This is a genomic window from Rahnella sp. NRRL B-41462, from assembly GCF_003263525.1.
GTDB lineage: Bacteria > Pseudomonadota > Gammaproteobacteria > Enterobacterales > Enterobacteriaceae > Rahnella > Rahnella aceris.
The window spans coordinates 21,834-39,752 of the sequence record NZ_JYDF01000062.1; the positions used below are offsets into that span (position 1 = coordinate 21,834).

General features: G+C 55.9%; 18 protein-coding genes. 3 read left to right on the top strand and 15 right to left on the bottom strand.

The genetic code is table 11. The features are described from left to right. Positions 1-10: 10 nt before the first annotated feature. Genes csgF through csgD form a run of 3 tightly spaced genes read right to left on the bottom strand, consistent with a single transcriptional unit; the run spans position 11 to position 1,512 of the window. Positions 11-403 carry a curli production assembly/transport protein CsgF gene (gene csgF, locus UC14_RS16075; RefSeq protein ID WP_369794818.1) on the bottom strand — a complete coding sequence of 131 codons (393 nt, stop codon included), beginning with the start codon at positions 401-403 and terminating at the stop codon, positions 11-13. A gap of 58 nt (positions 404-461) precedes the next feature. Further along, positions 462-881, bottom strand: a complete 420-nt coding sequence (gene csgE / locus UC14_RS16080; RefSeq protein WP_013574470.1) for a curli production assembly/transport protein CsgE — start codon at positions 879-881, stop codon at positions 462-464. Next, on the bottom strand, positions 862-1,512 hold the full coding sequence (gene csgD, locus UC14_RS16085) for a biofilm master transcriptional regulator CsgD (RefSeq protein ID WP_013574471.1): 651 nt from the start codon (positions 1,510-1,512) through the stop codon (positions 862-864). Before csgD ends, csgE begins: the two co-directional genes overlap by 20 nt. Before the next feature lie 871 nt (positions 1,513-2,383). Between csgD and UC14_RS16090 the strand changes: the two genes are divergently transcribed. The 3 genes from UC14_RS16090 to csgC all read left to right on the top strand — a co-directional run bounded on the left by UC14_RS16090 (position 2,384) and on the right by csgC (position 3,808). Beyond that, positions 2,384-2,872 (top strand): curlin, encoded by a 489-nt coding sequence (locus UC14_RS16090; protein WP_013574472.1) that lies wholly within the window; start codon positions 2,384-2,386, stop codon positions 2,870-2,872. 39 nt (positions 2,873-2,911) lie between these two features. Further along, a complete protein-coding gene (gene csgA, locus UC14_RS16095; protein ID WP_013574473.1) occupies positions 2,912-3,388 on the top strand; it encodes a curli major subunit CsgA in 477 nt (158 codons plus the stop codon). A gap of 90 nt (positions 3,389-3,478) precedes the next feature. Then, positions 3,479-3,808, top strand: a complete 330-nt coding sequence (gene csgC, locus UC14_RS16100; RefSeq protein ID WP_013574474.1) for a curli assembly chaperone CsgC — start codon at positions 3,479-3,481, stop codon at positions 3,806-3,808. Between the two features lie 11 nt (positions 3,809-3,819). Here the strand turns inward: csgC and UC14_RS16105 are convergent, their stop codons facing one another. From UC14_RS16105 to UC14_RS16165, 12 genes are all read right to left on the bottom strand, one after another. Further along, positions 3,820-4,845 (bottom strand): HoxN/HupN/NixA family nickel/cobalt transporter, encoded by a 1,026-nt coding sequence (locus tag UC14_RS16105; protein WP_112151246.1) that lies wholly within the window; start codon positions 4,843-4,845, stop codon positions 3,820-3,822. Continuing rightward, positions 4,838-7,165: a carbamoyltransferase HypF gene (hypF, locus tag UC14_RS16110; protein ID WP_112198047.1), complete on the bottom strand. Its 2,328-nt coding sequence runs from the start codon at positions 7,163-7,165 to the stop codon at positions 4,838-4,840. Before hypF ends, UC14_RS16105 begins: the two co-directional genes overlap by 8 nt. A 64-nt stretch (positions 7,166-7,229) precedes the next feature. Next, positions 7,230-9,401 (bottom strand): formate dehydrogenase subunit alpha, encoded by a 2,172-nt coding sequence (fdhF, locus tag UC14_RS16115; RefSeq protein WP_015689505.1) that lies wholly within the window; start codon positions 9,399-9,401, stop codon positions 7,230-7,232. Between the two features lie 23 nt (positions 9,402-9,424). Next, positions 9,425-9,970, bottom strand: a complete 546-nt coding sequence (gene hydN / locus UC14_RS16120; RefSeq protein ID WP_013574478.1) for an electron transport protein HydN — start codon at positions 9,968-9,970, stop codon at positions 9,425-9,427. 329 nt (positions 9,971-10,299) lie between these two features. Beyond that, the gene (hycI, locus tag UC14_RS16130) at positions 10,300-10,785 is read right to left on the bottom strand and encodes a hydrogenase maturation peptidase HycI (RefSeq protein WP_013574479.1); all 486 of its coding nucleotides are present in this window, start codon (positions 10,783-10,785) and stop codon (positions 10,300-10,302) included. Next, the gene (hycH, locus tag UC14_RS16135; protein WP_013574480.1) at positions 10,778-11,257 is read right to left on the bottom strand and encodes a formate hydrogenlyase maturation protein HycH; all 480 of its coding nucleotides are present in this window, start codon (positions 11,255-11,257) and stop codon (positions 10,778-10,780) included. Before hycH ends, hycI begins: the two co-directional genes overlap by 8 nt. Then, positions 11,257-12,054: an NADH-quinone oxidoreductase subunit B family protein gene (locus UC14_RS16140; RefSeq protein ID WP_112198049.1), complete on the bottom strand. Its 798-nt coding sequence runs from the start codon at positions 12,052-12,054 to the stop codon at positions 11,257-11,259. The genes hycH and UC14_RS16140 overlap by 1 nt, the downstream gene beginning before the upstream one ends. Next, positions 12,051-12,608: a formate hydrogenlyase complex iron-sulfur subunit gene (locus tag UC14_RS16145; RefSeq protein WP_013574482.1), complete on the bottom strand. Its 558-nt coding sequence runs from the start codon at positions 12,606-12,608 to the stop codon at positions 12,051-12,053. The genes UC14_RS16140 and UC14_RS16145 overlap by 4 nt, the downstream gene beginning before the upstream one ends. A gap of 15 nt (positions 12,609-12,623) precedes the next feature. Continuing rightward, on the bottom strand, positions 12,624-14,348 hold the full coding sequence (locus tag UC14_RS16150) for an NADH-quinone oxidoreductase subunit C (protein WP_015689510.1): 1,725 nt from the start codon (positions 14,346-14,348) through the stop codon (positions 12,624-12,626). Positions 14,349-14,392: 44 nt separating this feature from the next. Next, on the bottom strand, positions 14,393-15,346 hold the full coding sequence (locus UC14_RS16155; RefSeq protein ID WP_112151242.1) for a respiratory chain complex I subunit 1 family protein: 954 nt from the start codon (positions 15,344-15,346) through the stop codon (positions 14,393-14,395). A 10-nt stretch (positions 15,347-15,356) separates the two neighbouring features. Next, entirely contained in the window at positions 15,357-17,261 is a 1,905-nt protein-coding gene (locus UC14_RS16160; RefSeq protein WP_112198050.1) for a proton-conducting transporter membrane subunit, read from the bottom strand. Further along, positions 17,258-17,869, bottom strand: a complete 612-nt coding sequence (locus UC14_RS16165) for a 4Fe-4S dicluster domain-containing protein (RefSeq protein WP_183065344.1) — start codon at positions 17,867-17,869, stop codon at positions 17,258-17,260. Before UC14_RS16165 ends, UC14_RS16160 begins: the two co-directional genes overlap by 4 nt. Between the last annotated feature and the right edge of the window lie 50 nt (positions 17,870-17,919).

Sequence of the window (17,919 nt, forward strand, 5' to 3'; positions counted from 1 at the left end):
GTCGTCGGAATCAGTTGGTGGTGGCGGACAAACCCTGAACCTGAATAGTGGAAATTTTACCGGTCTTGCGGTCAGTGACATTCATCACCAGCTGTCCGTCGGTATTCTGGATATCCACGATAAAGTCCTGTGTTACCAGCCGCCCCGGTTTTCCCTGATTGACGTTGCCCATCAGGCTGCCCAGCAATTGTGACTGAATCGAGGCGGTGAAATTGTCCAGTGCAGACGTCGAGGTGGACCCGAAGTCATACGCATCGGGGTCTTTATAGGAGTTTTGCGCCTGAGCTTCGTTGAGCAGGAACGCGCCATTATTCGGGTTGCCGCCGAAATTCGGGTTGATGAACTGGAAAACCATATTGCCGCCCCAGGAAACCGGGGACGCCGTCAGCAATGCCAGCAGCATGACTGAACGCGAAGCTGAGACTGGAATATTCACGATGCTCTCCTTAAGAGGCTGTGCATTAAAATTCGTCATGGGCGAGATCCCCGGTGCCCAGTAACGCTTTGTCTAATTGCCGCCGTGATAACGCTTCGGTTACACCGGCAATGGCGGTATCGACGTCCTTATTAAAATTGCGACGGTTGGGAAACAGCAAAGTCTGATACAGGGTGTCCTGACCTATTTTTATGGTGATCCAGCTCCCCCAGCGGGCGCTGGGCCTTTCTGAAATGGTGATGGTTTCCGGGTAGTTCTGTTCCCATTTGCCGGTAAAGCCACGGTAAAAATCGTGGCCGACCGATGTCACGGTTCTGTCGGTGATAAGCCCCGGGTCTTTTATATCCGCAGCCTGAACATGCAGGCAGGTGGCGCATAACAGCGCCAGCCAGAGCCAGAAGCCCTTTATGCAAATAGTCATGATGTCAGCGCTTGAGATTGTCATTCGCCCAGGACGCCGCCTGGGTACGGTTTTTAACCGAGATTTTTCTAAATAAATTATAGAGATGCGTCTTGACGGTGTTCTCGCTGATAAACAGCAAACGCGCGATTTCCGTGTTCGAGGCGCCCACACGTAACTTATTGAGGATCTCTTTTTCACGATGGGTCAGGCCGGTTTCTTCTGAGTGAAGATGACGGAAAGCACCGGACTGATTGATCAGGTAACTGGCGAAGCCCTGAGAGAAGTAACATTCTCCGCGGATCACGCTTCTGATCCCTTCCACCAGATGTTCTTCGTCAGTGGAGAGATAAAAAACGGCGCTGATCCCCGGCCAGGTTTCAATTTCCCGAAAATGATAATTATCAGGTGTGTTTAATAATAATAACTTCACGTTGTCGTGATAGCGGTTAATAGCCGTTTGCCACAGTTCAATTGTCCGGCGATCGGCTTCCATCATATCGAAGAGAATTAATGCCTGTTGAAGCGCCTGATCCTCAAGTGATTTATGGATATTATGCAGCCGGGTATTGACACAAAGTTGCTGTTTTAATTGTTGCAATAAAGCACTGGCTTGTAATGATGGTTTGGTCACTAATAAAAGAATATTATTATTGATTGCTGCTTCATTACTCATAATGAAACCCTGCCCTGATTTTTATAGCCACAGTCTGCCACTGCCTGAATATTGAAAAGGCACGGAATAGACTGAGATTTTATTTTGCTAAATCTATAGCTGTATGTTTGCTGTGCATATCTGAAAGTAGCAAATATTCACAACCTGAGGCACATAATATTTTCAGGTGGTTTATGTGCGGTACTGACTCAATTTAGCTTTTGGTTTACCTTACGCAAGGCTTATTTATGTTTCAAAATGTAACTGAAAATGTATAAAGCTTTCCTTATGTATTCCGGGAAATTAAATTCCGCCCTATTAAAGAGGGCTTAAGTAATAAATTTACACTATCTTAACGTTTGGCCTTGTTAAGACAGCATATTTGTCAGATAGCGCTGCGAATTAAGGGGGCTCAAACACCAGCCGGCTGCGTATTTCGCCTTAAATAACTCAAACTGGTTTATCTTTTCGTATTGATTTTACTTAGGTGAGCACATCTGCAGGCTTCTTTATGCCCTGTTAAACCGCGCCGCAAGGCAGCGGGAAGGCATTTTTAAGCGACTGTTAAGGGGTGGAAATGTGCGGGGGATCTCTTTTAGGGCTGTTTTAGTTTCAGAGAGAATTAAGAATAGTTGCATTTGTGTGATTATTTAAAACGGTTTGCTCTGTAACTTTAGGATTAATGCCATGGGTTGATTAGCCGTGCTGACCTTTTACTGAGACGCGCTGGTCAATCCGTATGATAAATACCGCCTCATGCTTTTTGATGAAGTCTGAAATTAAAATACGACGAGCGGGTGAGTTCCTTATTTTGAACAAACACCATAATCAATTCGTCAGCAGCAATTAGCCGGTAAGCAAAGTGTGGTGCCGGTATATACAGGGTGACGAAATGAAAAAGACTTTATTGACCCTGGCGTTACTTTCAGCCTCCTGGGGCATTCATGCACAGCAATTTGATATGGCCTATCCGGAAATGAATTCTGAGGTGCCGGATCAGATTTTTGCTGGCGCAAGGAATTCATCGGGGAATTCGTCAGTGATTTATCAGAACGGTAATAACAATCTGGCCACCACTTATCAGACGGGTTCTGGAAATTCCGGCGTTATCCGTCAGTCCGGGTCAGAGAATACTGCGCTGGTGAATCAGCGAGGTAATGGAAATAACGCGGATATATCCCAAAGCGGCAGCGATAATTTTGCCTACGTATCGCAAACCGGTGGCGGGGATGCATCCATTACGCAACAGAATTTTGGCAATACCGCATACATTCTGCAAAAAGGCCGGAGTGTGACGGAAATTCGCCAGAATGGTACGAACCAGAGCAGCGGCGTCGTGCAAAATTCGTCAGGAATGGCGATTAGAGTGACACAGCATTAACACACCAAACATCCGATATTAAACCAATGGGGTAGCATCATGAAACTTTGGAAAATTGTGGCAGTCTCCGCTTTAGTCGTCAGTGGCAGTGCATTTGCAACCAGTCCTGGTCATGGCGGGGGGGGCTCTGACCACGGTCATAATCCACCTTCATCAACTGTGCCGACATTCACAGCCACTCAGTGGAATTCTGAAATTCAGATTTACCAGCAGGGCACGGCAAACCTGGCGAATGCCACTCAATCTGGCGCACAAAAATCGCTGACCGCAATCAGTCAGGATGGCTACAGAAATAGCGCCGGGACGACTCAGACCGGTGATGGCAGCCTGATCAGTGTGGTACAAAAAGGTGAATACAACGGCGCTAACGTTTCTCAGAGCGCTAACGGCAGCAAAGTGCTCGTGTCCCAGAACGGTTCAGGCAACTATGCCCAGGCTTCACAAGGTGCGAATGGCTCTCTGACCAGCATTACTCAGGTCGGTACCGCGAACCTGGCCTACGCGTCACAAAACTGATGAGTGTTCCCTCCCCTGCGAAGGGGAGGAGTAAAGCAGAACAGGGCACTAGCCCTGTTTTTTTTCGACGGAACCCTGAGGATAAACGCTATGCACTTACTGCTGATCGCCGCCGTGATGTCCAACCAGCTTTGGTTTGATACGCACAACGAGGCGCAGAATTATGTTATTACCCCGATGGTCAGTCTCACCAAAGCCTGTTCCTGTCAGGTGGCGGTTTCTGTTTTGCAGGAAAGCACCGCAGGCACCAGCACCAGCCGCCAGAGCCACAATGTGAATCTTTCCGCCAATCAGCCACAGCCTCTGGGACAGATGCGTTTTGCCGTCCAGCCCGGCGGGAAAACACAAATTATGATAACCATTACAGACGGCGACAAACTGCGTCTGGAAAAGCAGCTTACCTTGCCGAATGACGCCTGATACCGGGCGGATCACACCGCCAGATTGTCATAGCCTTTGCGGCGATAATTAAGGACAGAGATGCCCCAGAACACGACGAAAATCGCCACAGCCGCATAGCCGACGCTGCCCATATTCTCATTCAGGCGTTCGACAACCGCCCATATTCCGCCGTGTAAATCCAGTTTATCGGCCATCAGTCCGAGTGCTTCCAGGCCGCCGATAAACAGAGCGATCATCACGCTGGTGGCTGTAATCGTCATGTTGTAATAGAGTTTTCGCACCGGTTTATCGAACGCCCAGCCGTAAGCGCCGACCATGACAAAGTTATCCAGCGAATCGACCAGTGCCATGCCGCTGGCGAACAACGCCGGAAATACCAGAATGCTCCATACGGACATGCCGGAAGAGGCCCCCGCAGCGGAAATCCCCAACAGGCCAATTTCCGTGGCGGTATCAAAACCCAGCCCGAACAAAAATCCCACCAGATACATCTGCCAGCTTTTATTCACCAGATTAAATGCAAAGCTGAATAACCGGCTCATCACACCTCCCTGCATCGCGTGGGTTTCTCCGGCGTCCGGAAAGCTTTTGCCCTGTTTGATCTTCTGAAAACGGCGGTAAACATCGCGCAGGATCAGCGCATTCAGCAGGGCCATCATCAGTAAAAACAGTGCGGAAACCATCGTGCCGATGGTGCTGCCATAATCGTGCAACCAGCCAATTTTGTTGCCAAACATCAGTGACGTTGCGGCGATCGCCACGCAGGCCAGTACCACAATGCTGGAATGTCCGAGGGAGAAAAATGCCCCGACGGCCACCGGACGCTGACCCTGTTGCATCAGCTTGCGGGTAACGTTATCGATAGCTGCAATATGATCGGCATCGACGGCATGACGCAGCCCGTAACCGTAAGCCAGCAAGGCCGCCGCCACCAGCGCCGCATTGTGGCGAAACACCACCAGTGCCCAGCCCCAGGCCAGTAAATTGATTGCCAGCAGCCCGATCAGCAGCCAGAAAGCACGACGGTGCGTGTGAAAAAAATCACGGTTAATCATGGGAGTCCTTGTTGTTAAAACCAGAAGAAAATTGCAGACGGGCGCAGGCGATAACGGCCTGACCCAAAGCCAGCCCGCCGTCTCCGGCGGGCACGTTTTGCGGCATCAGCACGCGAAGGGGGGCTAAATAATGATGTAAAAGCTGGCGCAGCAGGCGGTTATGCAGCACGCCGCCACCCAGTGCGACAGTACGGGTGCCGGTTCTCACCGCGTGGTAGCAGGCGAGGGCGGCAAAGCCTTGCGCCAGCGCGTCGTGAAAAGCGAAAGCCCGTGCGGCAGGCGTGGCATTCCAGCCGAGCCATTGCTGCCAGAACGTCGCTAAATCCAGAAAAGTGCCCGACGGCGTATGCCGCAGTGGCATCGTGACCGGATGCGAAATACCCTGTGCACGTTGTGCCAGCGCTTCCAGACGGCATGCCGCTTCGCCTTCCCAGCTCAGTTGCGCAGGCGTACAGCCGAGTGCGGCGGCGACGGCATCAAACAAGCGCCCGCAGGAAGACGCCAGCGGGGCATTAATCCCGGCGGTGATGGCTCTGGAGAGCGGCAACCACGGATATGCCTGCAACACCTTTGCCTCCGGGCGTGTCTGCCAGTCCGGCACAAACGCCTGCCACTGCGCCAGCAAATTCCGCCACGGTTCCCGCGCGGCCCGGTCGCCACCCGGCAGCGCAACGGCAGGCAATCCGCCTAAATGTTCACAGTGCAGATAATCCACCTGCAAACACTCACCGCCCCACAGGGCACCGGTTTTATCGTCAGCAATACCATAACCCAGCCCGTCAAGCGCCAGCCCGATGACCTTGCTGCCATCCAGCGGCCAGTGATGTTCCGCCAGACACGCGGTGATATGAGCGTGATGATGAAGAACATCAATCATGCGTACACCGTGACTTTCCGCCTGCACATGACTGATATACGCCGGATGTGCATCACGGGCCACCGCCAGCGGCATACAGTCATAAAGGTGCTGAAAATGTTCAATCGCCTGCTGCTGCTGTCCGGCAATATCGCTGCGGGTGAGTGACCCGAAATGTGCGCTGAGAATCGCCTGATCACCGCGCACCAGACAGAAGGTATTTTTGAGGTCACCGCCCAGTGCCAGCAGCGACGGCTGGGCATCGAATCCGTCAGGCAACGTAAAAGCATCGGGCACATAGCCGCGTGCGCGGCGCAGCATTTCAGTACCGTGCGGCGTCAGCCGCAGCAGCGAATCATCGGCGCGCTGGACGATATCGCGGTTATGCAACAGCCACATGTCTGCAATGCCATCGAGTTGCAACAGCGCAGCCGCATTAGTCAGCACGGGGGCACAACCGTTCGCATTTCCGGAGGTCATCACCAGCGGAGTATCCACTGCCTGCATCAGCAAATGATGCAGCGGGGTAAACGGCAGCATCAGTCCGACTTCGTCCAGTTCCGGCGCGATTGCCGCGCACAGCGGTGACATCGCGCTTTTCGTTGCCAGTACGATGGGCGCGGCCGGTGACTCCAGCATTTCGCGCAGTGCAAATGGCGGGCTTTCATCGCTGCATTCTGCCAGCCAGCCGATGTCCGGCAGCATCACCGCCAGCGGTTTTGACGGACGCTGTTTACGTTCGCGCAGCCGCATCACCGCGTTTTGCTGCGTGGCATCGCAGGCCAGATGAAAGCCTCCCAGCCCTTTAATAGCGACGATTTTACCCGCGCGTAATGCCGCAACCGCGTATTCCAGCGCCGCATCTCCTTGCGCCAGCATGTCGCCATTTTGCAACGTCGCGCTGACCTGCGGCCCGCACTGCGGGCAGGCGACTGGCTGCGCGTGAAACCGCCGGTCGGCGGGGTTCTGATATTCCTGCTGACAGTGCGGACACAATGTAAATTCCGCCATGCTGGTGGAAGGGCGGTCATAAGGCATGGCGCGGATCAGTGTAAAACGCGGGCCGCAATGTGTGCAGTTGGTGAAGGCGTAGCCGAAACGACGATCACCCGGGCGGGTGATGTCTTTCAGGCATTCCGGGCAGGTTGCCGCGTCGGGCACCACCTGCGTATCCATCCGGCTGTGACGGCTGTCAGCGATAGTGAAATTTTGCGGAAGCGTCTGCCAGTCGAAAGGATTGAAGCTGATGCTGTCGATGCGCGCCAGCGGCGGGCAGTCGCGCTGTAATTGTTCAATAAAAAGTTCGAGATTGACCGGCTGAAGCAGCCTGATTTCCACACCCGCGCTGTCATTACACACTTCCCCCCGGAGCTGCAGACGGTCGGCCAGTTGCCAGATAAAAGGTCGGAAACCGACGCCCTGGACTTTGCCGCAGACGCGAATGAGCAGACCGGAATCAGACATAAATACCTCTTAAATCTCAGGGGAGTTTTGCTCCTCCCCCTGCGAAGGGGGAGGAGCTTAAAAACTAAACCTCAACCACCGGGATCACATCTTCCACGGCGCTGCGCAGGCGCGCTTTCATGTCGCTGTAAGTCTGATGAGCGTAGTTCTCTGCCCAGCGCTGATCGGCGATCTGCTCGACTTTCACCGCGCAGTATTTGGTTTCCGGCGTTTTGGAAATCGGGTCGAGATTGTCCTGGGTCAGTTCATTACAGGCACCGATCCACCACTGATACGTCATGTACACCGCACCCGGGTTGATACGTTCGTTGTAGTTGGCGCGGGAAATGACTTTGCCACGGCGTGATGCCACCCAGACCAGTTGCTGATCACGGATACCCAGCGCCTGGGCGTCCACCGGGTGCATCTGCACGAAGCCCGGTTCATCAGCCAGCGTTTGCAATGCCGCACAGTTACCGGTCATTGAACGGCAGGAGTAGTGACCGACTTCACGCACGGTACACAACACCAGCGGATAATCGCCGTCCGGCACTTCAGCCGGTGCGCGCCACGGTGCGGCAAACAACTGGCCTTTACCGGTCGGGGTATCGAAGTGATTGTCGGCATACAGATATGGCGTCCCCGGGCTTTCAAGCGTGGTACAAGGCCACTGCACGTGTCCCAGTTCGCCCATTTTTTCGTAGGTGGCGCCGTAAAACAGCGGACACAGGCTGCGCATTTCGTCCCAGATTTCCTGGTTATCGTTGTAATGCATCGGATAACCCATTTCGGTCGCCAGCAGGCTGATAATGTCCCAGTCGCGCTTGACGTTATATTTTGGTTCGATGGCTTTCTCGAAGCGCTGGAAGCCACGGTCTGCGCAGGAGAAGACACCGCCGTGTTCGCCCCAGGAAGTGGCCGGTAAAATCACGTCGGCCTGCTCGGCGGTTTTGGTCATGAAGATGTCCTGAACCACCACGAATTCCAGTGCTTCAAAGCCTTTGCGCACCAGACCTAAATCGGCTTCGGTCTGCAACGGATCTTCACCCATGATGTAATAGGCTTTAACTTTGCCTTCAAGGGCCAGATGCGGGATTTCCGTGATACGGTGACCGACTTCGGTGTCCATCTGATTCACGTCAATGCCCCAGGCATCGGCGAATTTCGCGCGAACTTTCGGATCAGTGACGGACTGATAGCCCGGGAATTCATTCGGCAGCACGCCCATATCACAGGCACCCTGCACATTATTCTGACCGCGTACCGGTCCGACGCCGACGTTGGCGCGGCCAAGATTACCGGTCAGCAAAGCCAGCCCTGCCAGACCTTTTACCACGTCAACCGCCTGACCAAACTGGGTGACGCCCATGCCCCACATGATGGTGGCTGAAGGTGCAGCGGCGTAAGTGCGCATCGCCTGACGGATTTGCTGCGCAGAAACACCGGTCTGTTCTGCCACGGCTTCCGGTGAGTAATCCGCCACATTTTTGCGGTATTCCTCAAAGCCTTCGGTGTATTTCGCGACATAGTCATGGTCATACAGATCTTCTTCGATCAACACGTGGGCAAAGGCATTCACCAGCGCCATGTTGCAGCCGTTTTTGATTTGCAGATGCTGATCGGCAATACGTGCGGTTTCGATGCGGCGCGGGTCGCAGACGATGATCTGCGCGCCTTTTTCTTTCGCTTTGATCACACGGCGCGCGACGATGGGATGGGAATCCGCGCAGTTATAGCCGAACACCAGCAGACATTTTGAGTTTTCGATATCGCCGATGGAATTACTCATCGCGCCGTTACCGAGCGTGGCCTGCAAACCGGCCACCGACGGGCCGTGACACACGCGGGCGCAGCAGTCGACGTTATTGGTGCCGATCACTGCACGGGCAAATTTCTGCATCACATAGTTGGTTTCATTGCCGGTCCCGCGGGAAGAACCGGTGGTCATAATGGAACGCGGACCGTGTTTTTGTTTAATGTCTTTCAGGCGCTGTGCGGTGTAACGGATGGCTTCATCCCAGCTGACGGCTTCGAATTTTCCGCCTTTCTGGCGGCGGATGAGCGGCTGGGTCAGGCGCGGGGTCAGCAGTTTGGTGTCATTGAGAAAATCCCAGCCGTAATAGCCTTTCAGGCACAGTTCGCCCTGATTGGTGACGCCGTTCGCGGCTTCCGCACGGATGATTTTTCCGTTATCTACAACCAGATTCAATTTACATCCGGCGCCGCAATACGGGCAGACAGTGGTGACTTTTTTCATGGTCTTGCTTCCTTAATCCGGGGTTAAAACAGCAACGGGGAGGTGCTGTCGAGCGCAGCGCGGCGGCGTTTTTCTGCGTTCATTTCCTGTAAGTGGTTACGGTCGATAGCGAAAAGTGCCTTGGTCGGGCAGATTTCCATACAGGCCGGGCCTTCAGCGCGGGTGTGGCACAGGTCGCATTTGTGCGCCTCGGCTTTATCCGAGGTGGTGACCATCGCCGCGCCGTTCTGGCGGAAAACGGGTTTGGTGACGACTTCCATGGCGCCGTACGGGCAGGCGACAACGCAGGTCTTACAGCCGATGCAGCGTTCCTGCATCACCTGTACATGATCTCCGGTGCGAAGAATGGCGCCGTTCGGACAGACGTTGGCACAGGGCGCATCTTCACACTGGCGACACATCACCGGTGTACTGAGATTGACACCTTTAATGACGTGCAGACGCGGTGCGAATGTCGCGGCGTTGAGCAGCGAGATATCCTGCGATTCACTGTGAGCCATCACGCAGGCAATTTCACAGGTACGACAGCCGATGCATTTTTTAGGGTCGGCGATGATAAACCGGTTCATTTTTCTCTCCAAATCCCCGTCGTCCTTGACATCGCAGGTGCGTTGGCTGCGTTCACTCGCCCGAATCACTGACTCATGTCAGCTCATCGGGACTCCTTCGCTTGCCGCCTTCCTGCCATGCCAATGCCTTAGGGGATTTCAGTGTGCTTTTAATTCAGGGGGTTAAAAGTTTTCATCTACTTCTATACATAAAACGTGCCAGTTTCGGGTGCTTGTTTTTATCTATGTATTTCAGTTGGTTATATAAAAATGACGTAACGATGACGAAATGTCGGGCTGATGTCATGTCTGTTTCGTCACCGCATCGACAGTTATGTCGACAGCCGCTGTCAGAGGCTTTCGGGCCGGAAAGGGGCGATTCCCAGCCCCTGCTCCAGCGCAGGCAATAGCTGATACAGGCGGTTCACGGCCTGTTCAACGGCGGCACTCATCGGGAAGTAAAAAGCCACCACGTCCGGCTGAATGCCGACAAAGGTGATCTGCGGGATGTCTTCACGCAATTGCTGAATAAGGAACGTCAGCGGCAGATTGTGGGTGGTCATCATGAACATCTCAGCGATGTCATCTTCATCGATAATGCGCATTTCACCGGGTGTCAGCCCCATGTCGGTGGCATCGACAATCACCAGATGCGCAGGCCGCAGTTCGCGTAAATAACCGATGTCGTTCTCTGGTGCCGCACCGCCGTCAACCACAGTCCAGCCGGACAGCGGTTTTTCAGCGCACAGTTCGGCCAGCCGCGGGCCGGCACCGTCGTCGCCCATCATGCTGTTGCCCACGCACAGCAATGCATAGCGGGAGGATAAATCAGGCATCGTATCTCCTGACCATCAGGTACATGGCGGGGTCGTTTTCAATCTGGGCAAGCAGGGTGATCAGCGCATCGCTCCAGCCCTGTTGCGTATCACTCATGTACGGGCGGGCAGCGCTCAGCGCCAGCGCCAGCAGGTGGGTGTGGCTGCTGTCGATAATGATCTCTCCGAAACGCTGCACACCGGCCAGTTTTCGATATGCTTCGCTGTTTTCGGGCAGGCAGTCAATCCAGTGCATATACCCGTCGAGAGGGCATTCGAGACGGGATTTCAGGCAGTCGATCACCCCGAGGTGATGGCCGATCGCCAGGCTGTAATACACCACTTCCTGCACTTTTTGCGAACTGCGTTTCAGGGCGCTTTTCTCATCGACAAACTTGCTGCTCAGCGAATAGAAAATCACTTTGTTCTTGTCCGGCTGATGACCGGCGTAGGGTTGATGTCGCGCGTAGCGCTGGTCGTTGACGGAGGTCATCACAGGTGTACCTCGCCACGCAGAACCTGCTGATAAATGTGCAGCAGGTTGCCGATAATTTCGTTGAGACGCAGATCGCCTTGTTCTTCAAGATATGCAGAAATGCGCTGTTCCACGGGTTGTAAGCCGGGCGCGGCCACGATATCCATAAAGGTGTCGGCAATCTGGCGGCCATAACGGTAACCGGCCATCCGGCGCGCTTCGCGGTCCAGCAACACGCGCAGCGGCTGCGGTAAATCCGGGTGCAGCAGCAGAGCTGGTTCGGTGGCCGCCTCATCGTGTTGCTGGCCTTTGATCTTCTGATCCAGCAAACCCAGAGCCATCGCAAAACCATAAATGGTGGCGGCCGGTGTCGGCGGGCAACCCGGAATATACACATCCACCGGCACGATTTTGTCAGTGCCGCCCCACACGCAATACAGATCGTGGAAGATGCCGCCGCTGTTGCCGCAGGCGCCGTAGGAAATGCAGATTTTCGGATCCGGCGCAGAATCCCAGGCGCGCAGCGCCGGAATACGCATGGCGCGGGTCACGGCACCGGTGAACAGCAAAATGTCTGCGTGGCGCGGCGACGGGACCACTTTAATCCCAAAGCGTTCGGCGTCGAACAGCGGGGAAATGGCGGCGAAAATCTCAATTTCACAGCCGTTACAGCCGCCGCAGTCCACGCGGTAAACGTAAGCTGAGCGGCGGATGCTGTGAAGCAGTGTGGATTTCAGTTTGGCAATGCTTTCATCCAGCGTGACGGGTACCGGCAGGCCATTTTCGTCACGCGGAGCAATCAGGTTATGACTCATGAATGAGCCTCCGTGGTCATGTGCCGGCCAATATCAATACGGTCGGAGGAAGAAAGGCTGTGCAGTTTTTTGCATTCGGGGCAGGTTTCATACTGCTCCCGGCGGTCAGCAACTTGCCTGTCACTCAGGGCGGCGCTTTCCTGCAACAGGCTGAGTGCGAAGTCGATTTCCTTTTGTACCGCGTAAGGTTTGCCGCAGGCACGGCAGTGACAGATGGGGAAATCCGCGGTCTCAAACAGGTCTTCTTTACGCCAGACTGCCAGTTCAAATTCCTGCGACAGTCTGATGGCCGCCGTCGGGCAGACTTCCTCGCAGCGGGCGCAGAAAATGCAGCGGCCTAAGAACAGCTGCCAGCGGAGGGTTTCGCCGTCTTCTGCCGTGGTCATGGTCAGCGCGTTAGACGGGCAGGCGTTGGCACACGCGCCGCAGGCAATACACTGCTGTGCGGTGTATTGCGGTTTGCCGCGAAAATTCGCTGCCAGATCCAGCGGCTTAAACGGATAAGCCACGGTTGCGGTGCCGGTTTTAAGCACTTTTTTAATCAGTTTCAGCATGATGGGAGCAGCTCCTCAAAGCGGCGAATTTTTGCGTTCGATGCCGTAGCGTTCGATCTCTTTGTAAGGCACGACGATGGACGTTTTCTTACGCACATCGACAACCGTCATGCGGTCGGTGCAGGAATAACAAGGATCGAGACTGCCGATAATCAGCGGCGCATCGGAGACCGTATTGCCGCGCAACATGTAACGCAGCGTCGGCCAGTTGGCGTAAGTCGCCGCACGGCAACGCCAGCGGAACAGCTTTTGGTTGTCGCCGGTCATGCTCCAGTGAATGTCGTCACCGCGTGGCGCTTCAGCAAAGCCGAGGGCAAAACGGTGCGGGATATAATTGAAACCTTCTACCGCCAGCGGGCCACCCGGCAGGCTTTGCAGACCGAACTCGATCATATTCAGGGCGTTAAACACTTCGTGGATGCGCACTTTCAGGCGGGAATAAACGTCGTTACCGGTTTCGCTGCACAGTTCAAATGGCAGTTTGGCGTAACCGGCATAAGGGTGATCCTGGCGCATATCGCGGCGGTGACCGCTGCCACGCACCATCGGGCCGACGTTACTGAAATCGCGCGCCACCTGCGGATCCAGAATACCGACGCCGATGCTGCGCTGCCGGGTATTCGGCGTACTGAGCAGGATATCCACCAGCTCGTTAAGATCCCGGCGCATGCTGCCCGCCAGCGCAATGGTGGCGATCATGTCGTCTTTGAGGATGTCACGGCGGATGCCGCCGATCAGGTTCATGCCGTAGGTTTTACGCGCGCCGGTCAGGATTTCTGCCATCTTCATCGACTGTTCACGGACGCGGAAAAACTGCATGAAACCGGAATCAAAACCGACAAAATGACAGGCAAGCCCGAGGTTCAGCAGATGGCTGTGCAGACGTTCGACTTCCAGCAGAATAGAACGGATCATCTGGGCGCGTTCCGGCACCACGATACCCATCGCGTTTTCGACCGAAGAGGTGTACGCCACGCTGTGCGTGAAGCCGCAGATGCCGCAAACGCGGTCTGAGAGGAAGGTGACTTCGTTGTAGCCCATGCGGGTTTCGGCCAGTTTCTCCATGCCTCGGTGCACGTAAAACAGCCGGTAATCGGCATCGATAATGTCTTCACCGTCAACGAACAGACGAAAGTGTCCCGGTTCGTCAGAAGTGACGTGCAGCGGACCAATCGGCACAATTTTGCTGCCTTCTTTGGCTTCGGAAATAAACGGATAGGTTTCTTCGTCCGTGGTGGGTGCCGGGCGCTGGCGGTAATCCATCGCATCTTTGCGCAGCGGGTATAAATCGTCCGGCCAGTCATCCGGCAGCACCAGACGGCGTTCGTCCGGCAACCCGACCGGGCGCAACCCGTACATATCACGCACTTCACGTTCGCCCCAGACCGCTGCCGGTACGCGCGGTGTCACGGAAGGGAATTCCAGCGACACAGGATCCACTTCGGCGCGCACGGTGATCCAGCACTTCACGCCTTTTTCCATCGACAGCACGTAATACAGCGCGTAGTTGCCGCACAACGTACGTTCGTCATTGCCGAATAACACGGAAAGCCAGCCACCCTGCTGGTAATACAGCCATTCGACCACTTCCGGCAGCCAGTTCAGCCTGATGGTGACGGTCGCCTGTGTGTCGGTCTGCCATTCACTGCCTAAGATCGCCGACGGAAACTGCTTCGCCAGCGCGGCCAGATACTCTTTACCGACCGGGTTTTGATTTAATGCGGTATTGAACTCACTCATTACAAAGCCTCTTCCCGCCGCAGCGGGACAAGAAAAATGTCAGGTCAGCCTGCGACCAGCCAGGAAACCAGCGCCAGAAACGCCAGCCCGAAACCCGCCCAGGTGGTGCGGGAAGTTTTAAGAAAGCGCAGACGGGCGACGCTGTTCTCGATGAGCGCCACCACAAATACCGCGATCAGCAGTTTCACCAGACACAGCACCACGGCGGTCAGCAACGTCAGCGGCGTGAGTTGCTCCGCCAGTCCGAACGGGAAAAACAGACCAAGGAATAGCTGCAACACCACCAGTTGTTTCAGGCTGATGCCGATTTTCAGCACGCCCAGCGCCGCGCCGGAGTATTCGGTCAGCGGGCCTTCCTGTAATTCCTGCTCGGCTTCCGCCATGTCGAACGGCAGCTTGCCCATTTCGATATAGGTCGCGAATGCACAGGCCAGACCGGCCAGAACGAGGGTTAAGGAAGACGACAGCGGCCAGTGCAGAACACGGGCGGCAATGGCGCCAAGCGAGGTGGAACCGGCGACCAGCGCCGCAATCCACAGCCCGAGCAGCAGAATGGGCTCGACCAGCACGCCAAGCACCGCTTCACGGCTGGCGCCGATGCCGGTGAAGGTGCTGCCGGTATCCAGCCCGGCGATGGCAAACACAAAACGCACCACGGCAAACAGGTAGATGACCGTGATCAGATCGCCCGCCGCGCCCATTGGCGACGCCAGCGTCACCACTGGCAGGGCGGTGGCGATCACCAGTAAGCCGCCGGTCAGCAGGTACGGCATGCTGCGAAACGCCGCACCGGCCGCAGCGGGTGCGACACTCTGGCGGGTCAGCAGTTTGGTGATATCACGGTATTCCTGTAACACGCCCGGTCCCTGACGGTTGTGCATCCGTGCGCGCATTACGCGGCTGAATCCGGCAAACAGCGGCGCGAGCGCCAGCAACGCAATCGCCTGAATCAGCGCCAGTGGCCACAACGAACCCGCGAGTAAGAATGAAGTGTTCATAGTCAGTTCCTCAGGCAAAAGCCACGACCAGCAACACGGCCAGTTCGATGAAAGCCAGACGACGGCAGAAGGCACCCAGCCAGCCACGGTGCAGCGCGGCCACCAGCGGAGCCGGTGTCATGTGCTGACGCAGGCGATAAAGCGGGGCAAACATCACGCGCAGCGGTTGGGCAAAACCCGTCGCTGTCACCACCATGTCAGCGGAATGGCCGTAGCCACAGGCCCAGGCATCGCCGCGTGAACGGTTTGGCAGACGGGAACCGCGCAATACCGTGGCGGCAATCCACGGCAGCAGCGGCATGCCCAGCAGCAGAATGGCGACCATCGGCGCGGATACCGCAGACGTGGCGGAAAACGCCGCGCCATGTCCGGCGGCCTGTAAGACAGGCACGTTCAGCACTGAGGCGGCAACGGCGGAGAAGTGCGGAATCAACCACGGCGAGGCGACACCGAAAACCACACACAACAGCGCCAGCAATACGCTGCTGAGTGTCATCAGTCGCGGGGCAGGCGTGGCGTCTGCCGCCGCCGGACTGCGTGGTGTGCCTAAGAAAGTGACGCCGAAAACTTTGGCAATACACATCAGCGCCAGCGCACCGGTCAGGGCCAGACCGACCGCCAGCAGCGGCCCGAGCAGACGTGCGATAAACACGTGACCCGCACTCAGCTGGAACAGCGACTGATACAGCAGCCATTCGCTGGCAAAGCCGTTCAGCGGCGGCAGGGCAGCCATCGACATCAGGGCAATCAGCATCGACACGGCGGTCCACGGCATCAGACGGGCGATCCCGCCGAGTTTTTCCATGTCCTTAATGCCGGTCTGCATTTCGATTTCACCGGCACCGAGGAACAGCGCGGTTTTAAACAACCCGTGATTAAACAGGTGAAACAATCCGGCCAGCAGGGCGAGCGAAGCCAGCAGCGGCAGATTCAGCGCCACGCCCACCATGGCGCCGCCGATGCCGAGCAAAATAATCCCGACGTTTTCCAGCGTGTGATAGGCCAGCAGACGGCGGATATCGTGCTCCATCAGCGCGTACAGGCCGCCGATAAATGCGGTCAGGATTGCCAGAAGCAATACCATCAGGCCCCACCAGAGTGGCGGTGCGCCGAGCAAGTCCAGACCGACTTTTACGATGCCAATAATGCCGATTTTCATCAGCGCCGAAGAGAACAGGGCAGCGGCGTGGGCGGGGGCGCTGGAATGCGACTGCGGCACCCAGGCGTGCAGCGGGATAATCCCGGCGTAGAGTCCGAAACCGGCCAGTGCCAGCAGGAAAGCCAGCGATTTAATGCCTGGCGTAAACGTGGTGTGGCGAAGAACCTCAAAATCCAGACTGCCGCTGGCGTGATGCAGCAGCGCAAACGCCAGGATCAGACACAGCGTGCCGAGGCGGCCGGATAAAAACTGATTCAGACCGGCACGGCGGCTTTTCACATCGTCGGCTTGTACGATCATGAAATACGCACACAGCGCGGCCATTTCCATCATCAGGATCAGTTCAGCCGCATTGGCGGAAATCGCCGCGGCAGTCAGCGCCGCCAGCAGCAGATTGCATAACAACCCGGTACGGGCGCGCTGGCGCGGACGGGCATTCGCCAGCCATGCGCAGGCATACAGGCTGCTGAACAAGGCCGTTACCGACATCGCCAGTAACAACAATGCATTCAGCGGGCTGAAGCTGGCGCGGTAAGGCAGAACCGGCAGTGTAAGGGTCACCGGTGCGCCACTGTTTACCATCTGGACCGCCGCAATAATAACCGCCGCGGATGCCACCATGCTGCCAGCGCCTGAAATCAGGCTGCTTAATTTCGCGGCTCCTGCCAGTAACCCGCAGATAATGCCGCTGAAAACCCAGACCAGCAGCGCCAGCGTCAACAGTGATGCCGGATCCAACGTTAATAGTGCCGTCATTGTTTGGCCTCCGTGTCAGGCGCACTAAAGGATGTCAGCCCGGCCGGGAATACATTCATCGCATTCAGGCGTTTTTGCTGGCTGGCATTGTCAGACAGACTGGCCGTGATAAGCCGGATGGCCTGTGTGGGACAGGTCTTGATGCATGCCGGACCCTCAGGGCTGAAGCTGCATAAATCGCATTTCACTGCCACCGCGCGAACCCCCGGCACACAATCCAGGAAAGGGCTGATCGCACGTGGCGGGCGCGGCGCGGGCGGCGCTTTTGAGGTGTTACAGTCGACGGGCATGTCCAGCGGCGTGCTGCCGGAAAAGGTGATGGCACCGAACGGGCAGGCAAGCCCGCACAGTTTGCAACTGACGCAGAGGCTTTCATTGAGATGAATCGCGTCGTTTTCACGGGTGATAGCATTAACCGGACACACCTGCGCGCAGGGGGCATCTTCACACTGGTGACACATCACCGGCGCGGAATCCAGACGGTTTCGCATCACCTGCAAACGGGGGGCAGATTGTAAACCGTGACGCTGGTGTTCCTGCGAACAACTGGCCATACAGGTATTGCAGCCAATACAAAGTTTCGGATCAGCTATCACATATTGATTCATGGCATTTTTAAAGCTCATGAAGTCTCCTTGGTATTTCGTCAAAGGTGACG

Excerpts from the sequence above, each read along its gene's own strand:
- UC14_RS16090 (WP_013574472.1), top strand. The coding sequence starts at position 2,384 with ATGAAAAAGACTTTATTGACCCTGGCGTTACTTTCAGCCTCCTGGGGC.
- UC14_RS16140 (WP_112198049.1), bottom strand. The coding sequence starts at position 12,054 with ATGAGTCATAACCTGATTGCTCCGCGTGACGAAAATGGCCTGCCGGTA.
- hydN (WP_013574478.1), bottom strand. The coding sequence starts at position 9,970 with ATGAACCGGTTTATCATCGCCGACCCTAAAAAATGCATCGGCTGTCGT.
- csgF (WP_369794818.1), bottom strand. The coding sequence starts at position 403 with ATGCTGCTGGCATTGCTGACGGCGTCCCCGGTTTCCTGGGGCGGCAAT.
- UC14_RS16165 (WP_183065344.1), bottom strand. The coding sequence starts at position 17,869 with ATGAATCAATATGTGATAGCTGATCCGAAACTTTGTATTGGCTGCAAT.
- hycI (WP_013574479.1), bottom strand. The coding sequence starts at position 10,785 with ATGCCTGATTTATCCTCCCGCTATGCATTGCTGTGCGTGGGCAACAGC.
- csgC (WP_013574474.1), top strand. The coding sequence starts at position 3,479 with ATGCACTTACTGCTGATCGCCGCCGTGATGTCCAACCAGCTTTGGTTT.
- UC14_RS16150 (WP_015689510.1), bottom strand. The coding sequence starts at position 14,348 with ATGAGTGAGTTCAATACCGCATTAAATCAAAACCCGGTCGGTAAAGAG.
- UC14_RS16160 (WP_112198050.1), bottom strand. The coding sequence starts at position 17,261 with ATGACGGCACTATTAACGTTGGATCCGGCATCACTGTTGACGCTGGCG.
- UC14_RS16145 (WP_013574482.1), bottom strand. The coding sequence starts at position 12,608 with ATGCTGAAACTGATTAAAAAAGTGCTTAAAACCGGCACCGCAACCGTG.
- hypF (WP_112198047.1), bottom strand. The coding sequence starts at position 7,165 with ATGTCTGATTCCGGTCTGCTCATTCGCGTCTGCGGCAAAGTCCAGGGC.
- csgE (WP_013574470.1), bottom strand. The coding sequence starts at position 881 with ATGACAATCTCAAGCGCTGACATCATGACTATTTGCATAAAGGGCTTC.
- fdhF (WP_015689505.1), bottom strand. The coding sequence starts at position 9,401 with ATGAAAAAAGTCACCACTGTCTGCCCGTATTGCGGCGCCGGATGTAAA.
- csgA (WP_013574473.1), top strand. The coding sequence starts at position 2,912 with ATGAAACTTTGGAAAATTGTGGCAGTCTCCGCTTTAGTCGTCAGTGGC.
- UC14_RS16155 (WP_112151242.1), bottom strand. The coding sequence starts at position 15,346 with ATGAACACTTCATTCTTACTCGCGGGTTCGTTGTGGCCACTGGCGCTG.
- csgD (WP_013574471.1), bottom strand. The coding sequence starts at position 1,512 with ATGAGTAATGAAGCAGCAATCAATAATAATATTCTTTTATTAGTGACC.
- UC14_RS16105 (WP_112151246.1), bottom strand. The coding sequence starts at position 4,845 with ATGATTAACCGTGATTTTTTTCACACGCACCGTCGTGCTTTCTGGCTG.
- hycH (WP_013574480.1), bottom strand. The coding sequence starts at position 11,257 with ATGACCTCCGTCAACGACCAGCGCTACGCGCGACATCAACCCTACGCC.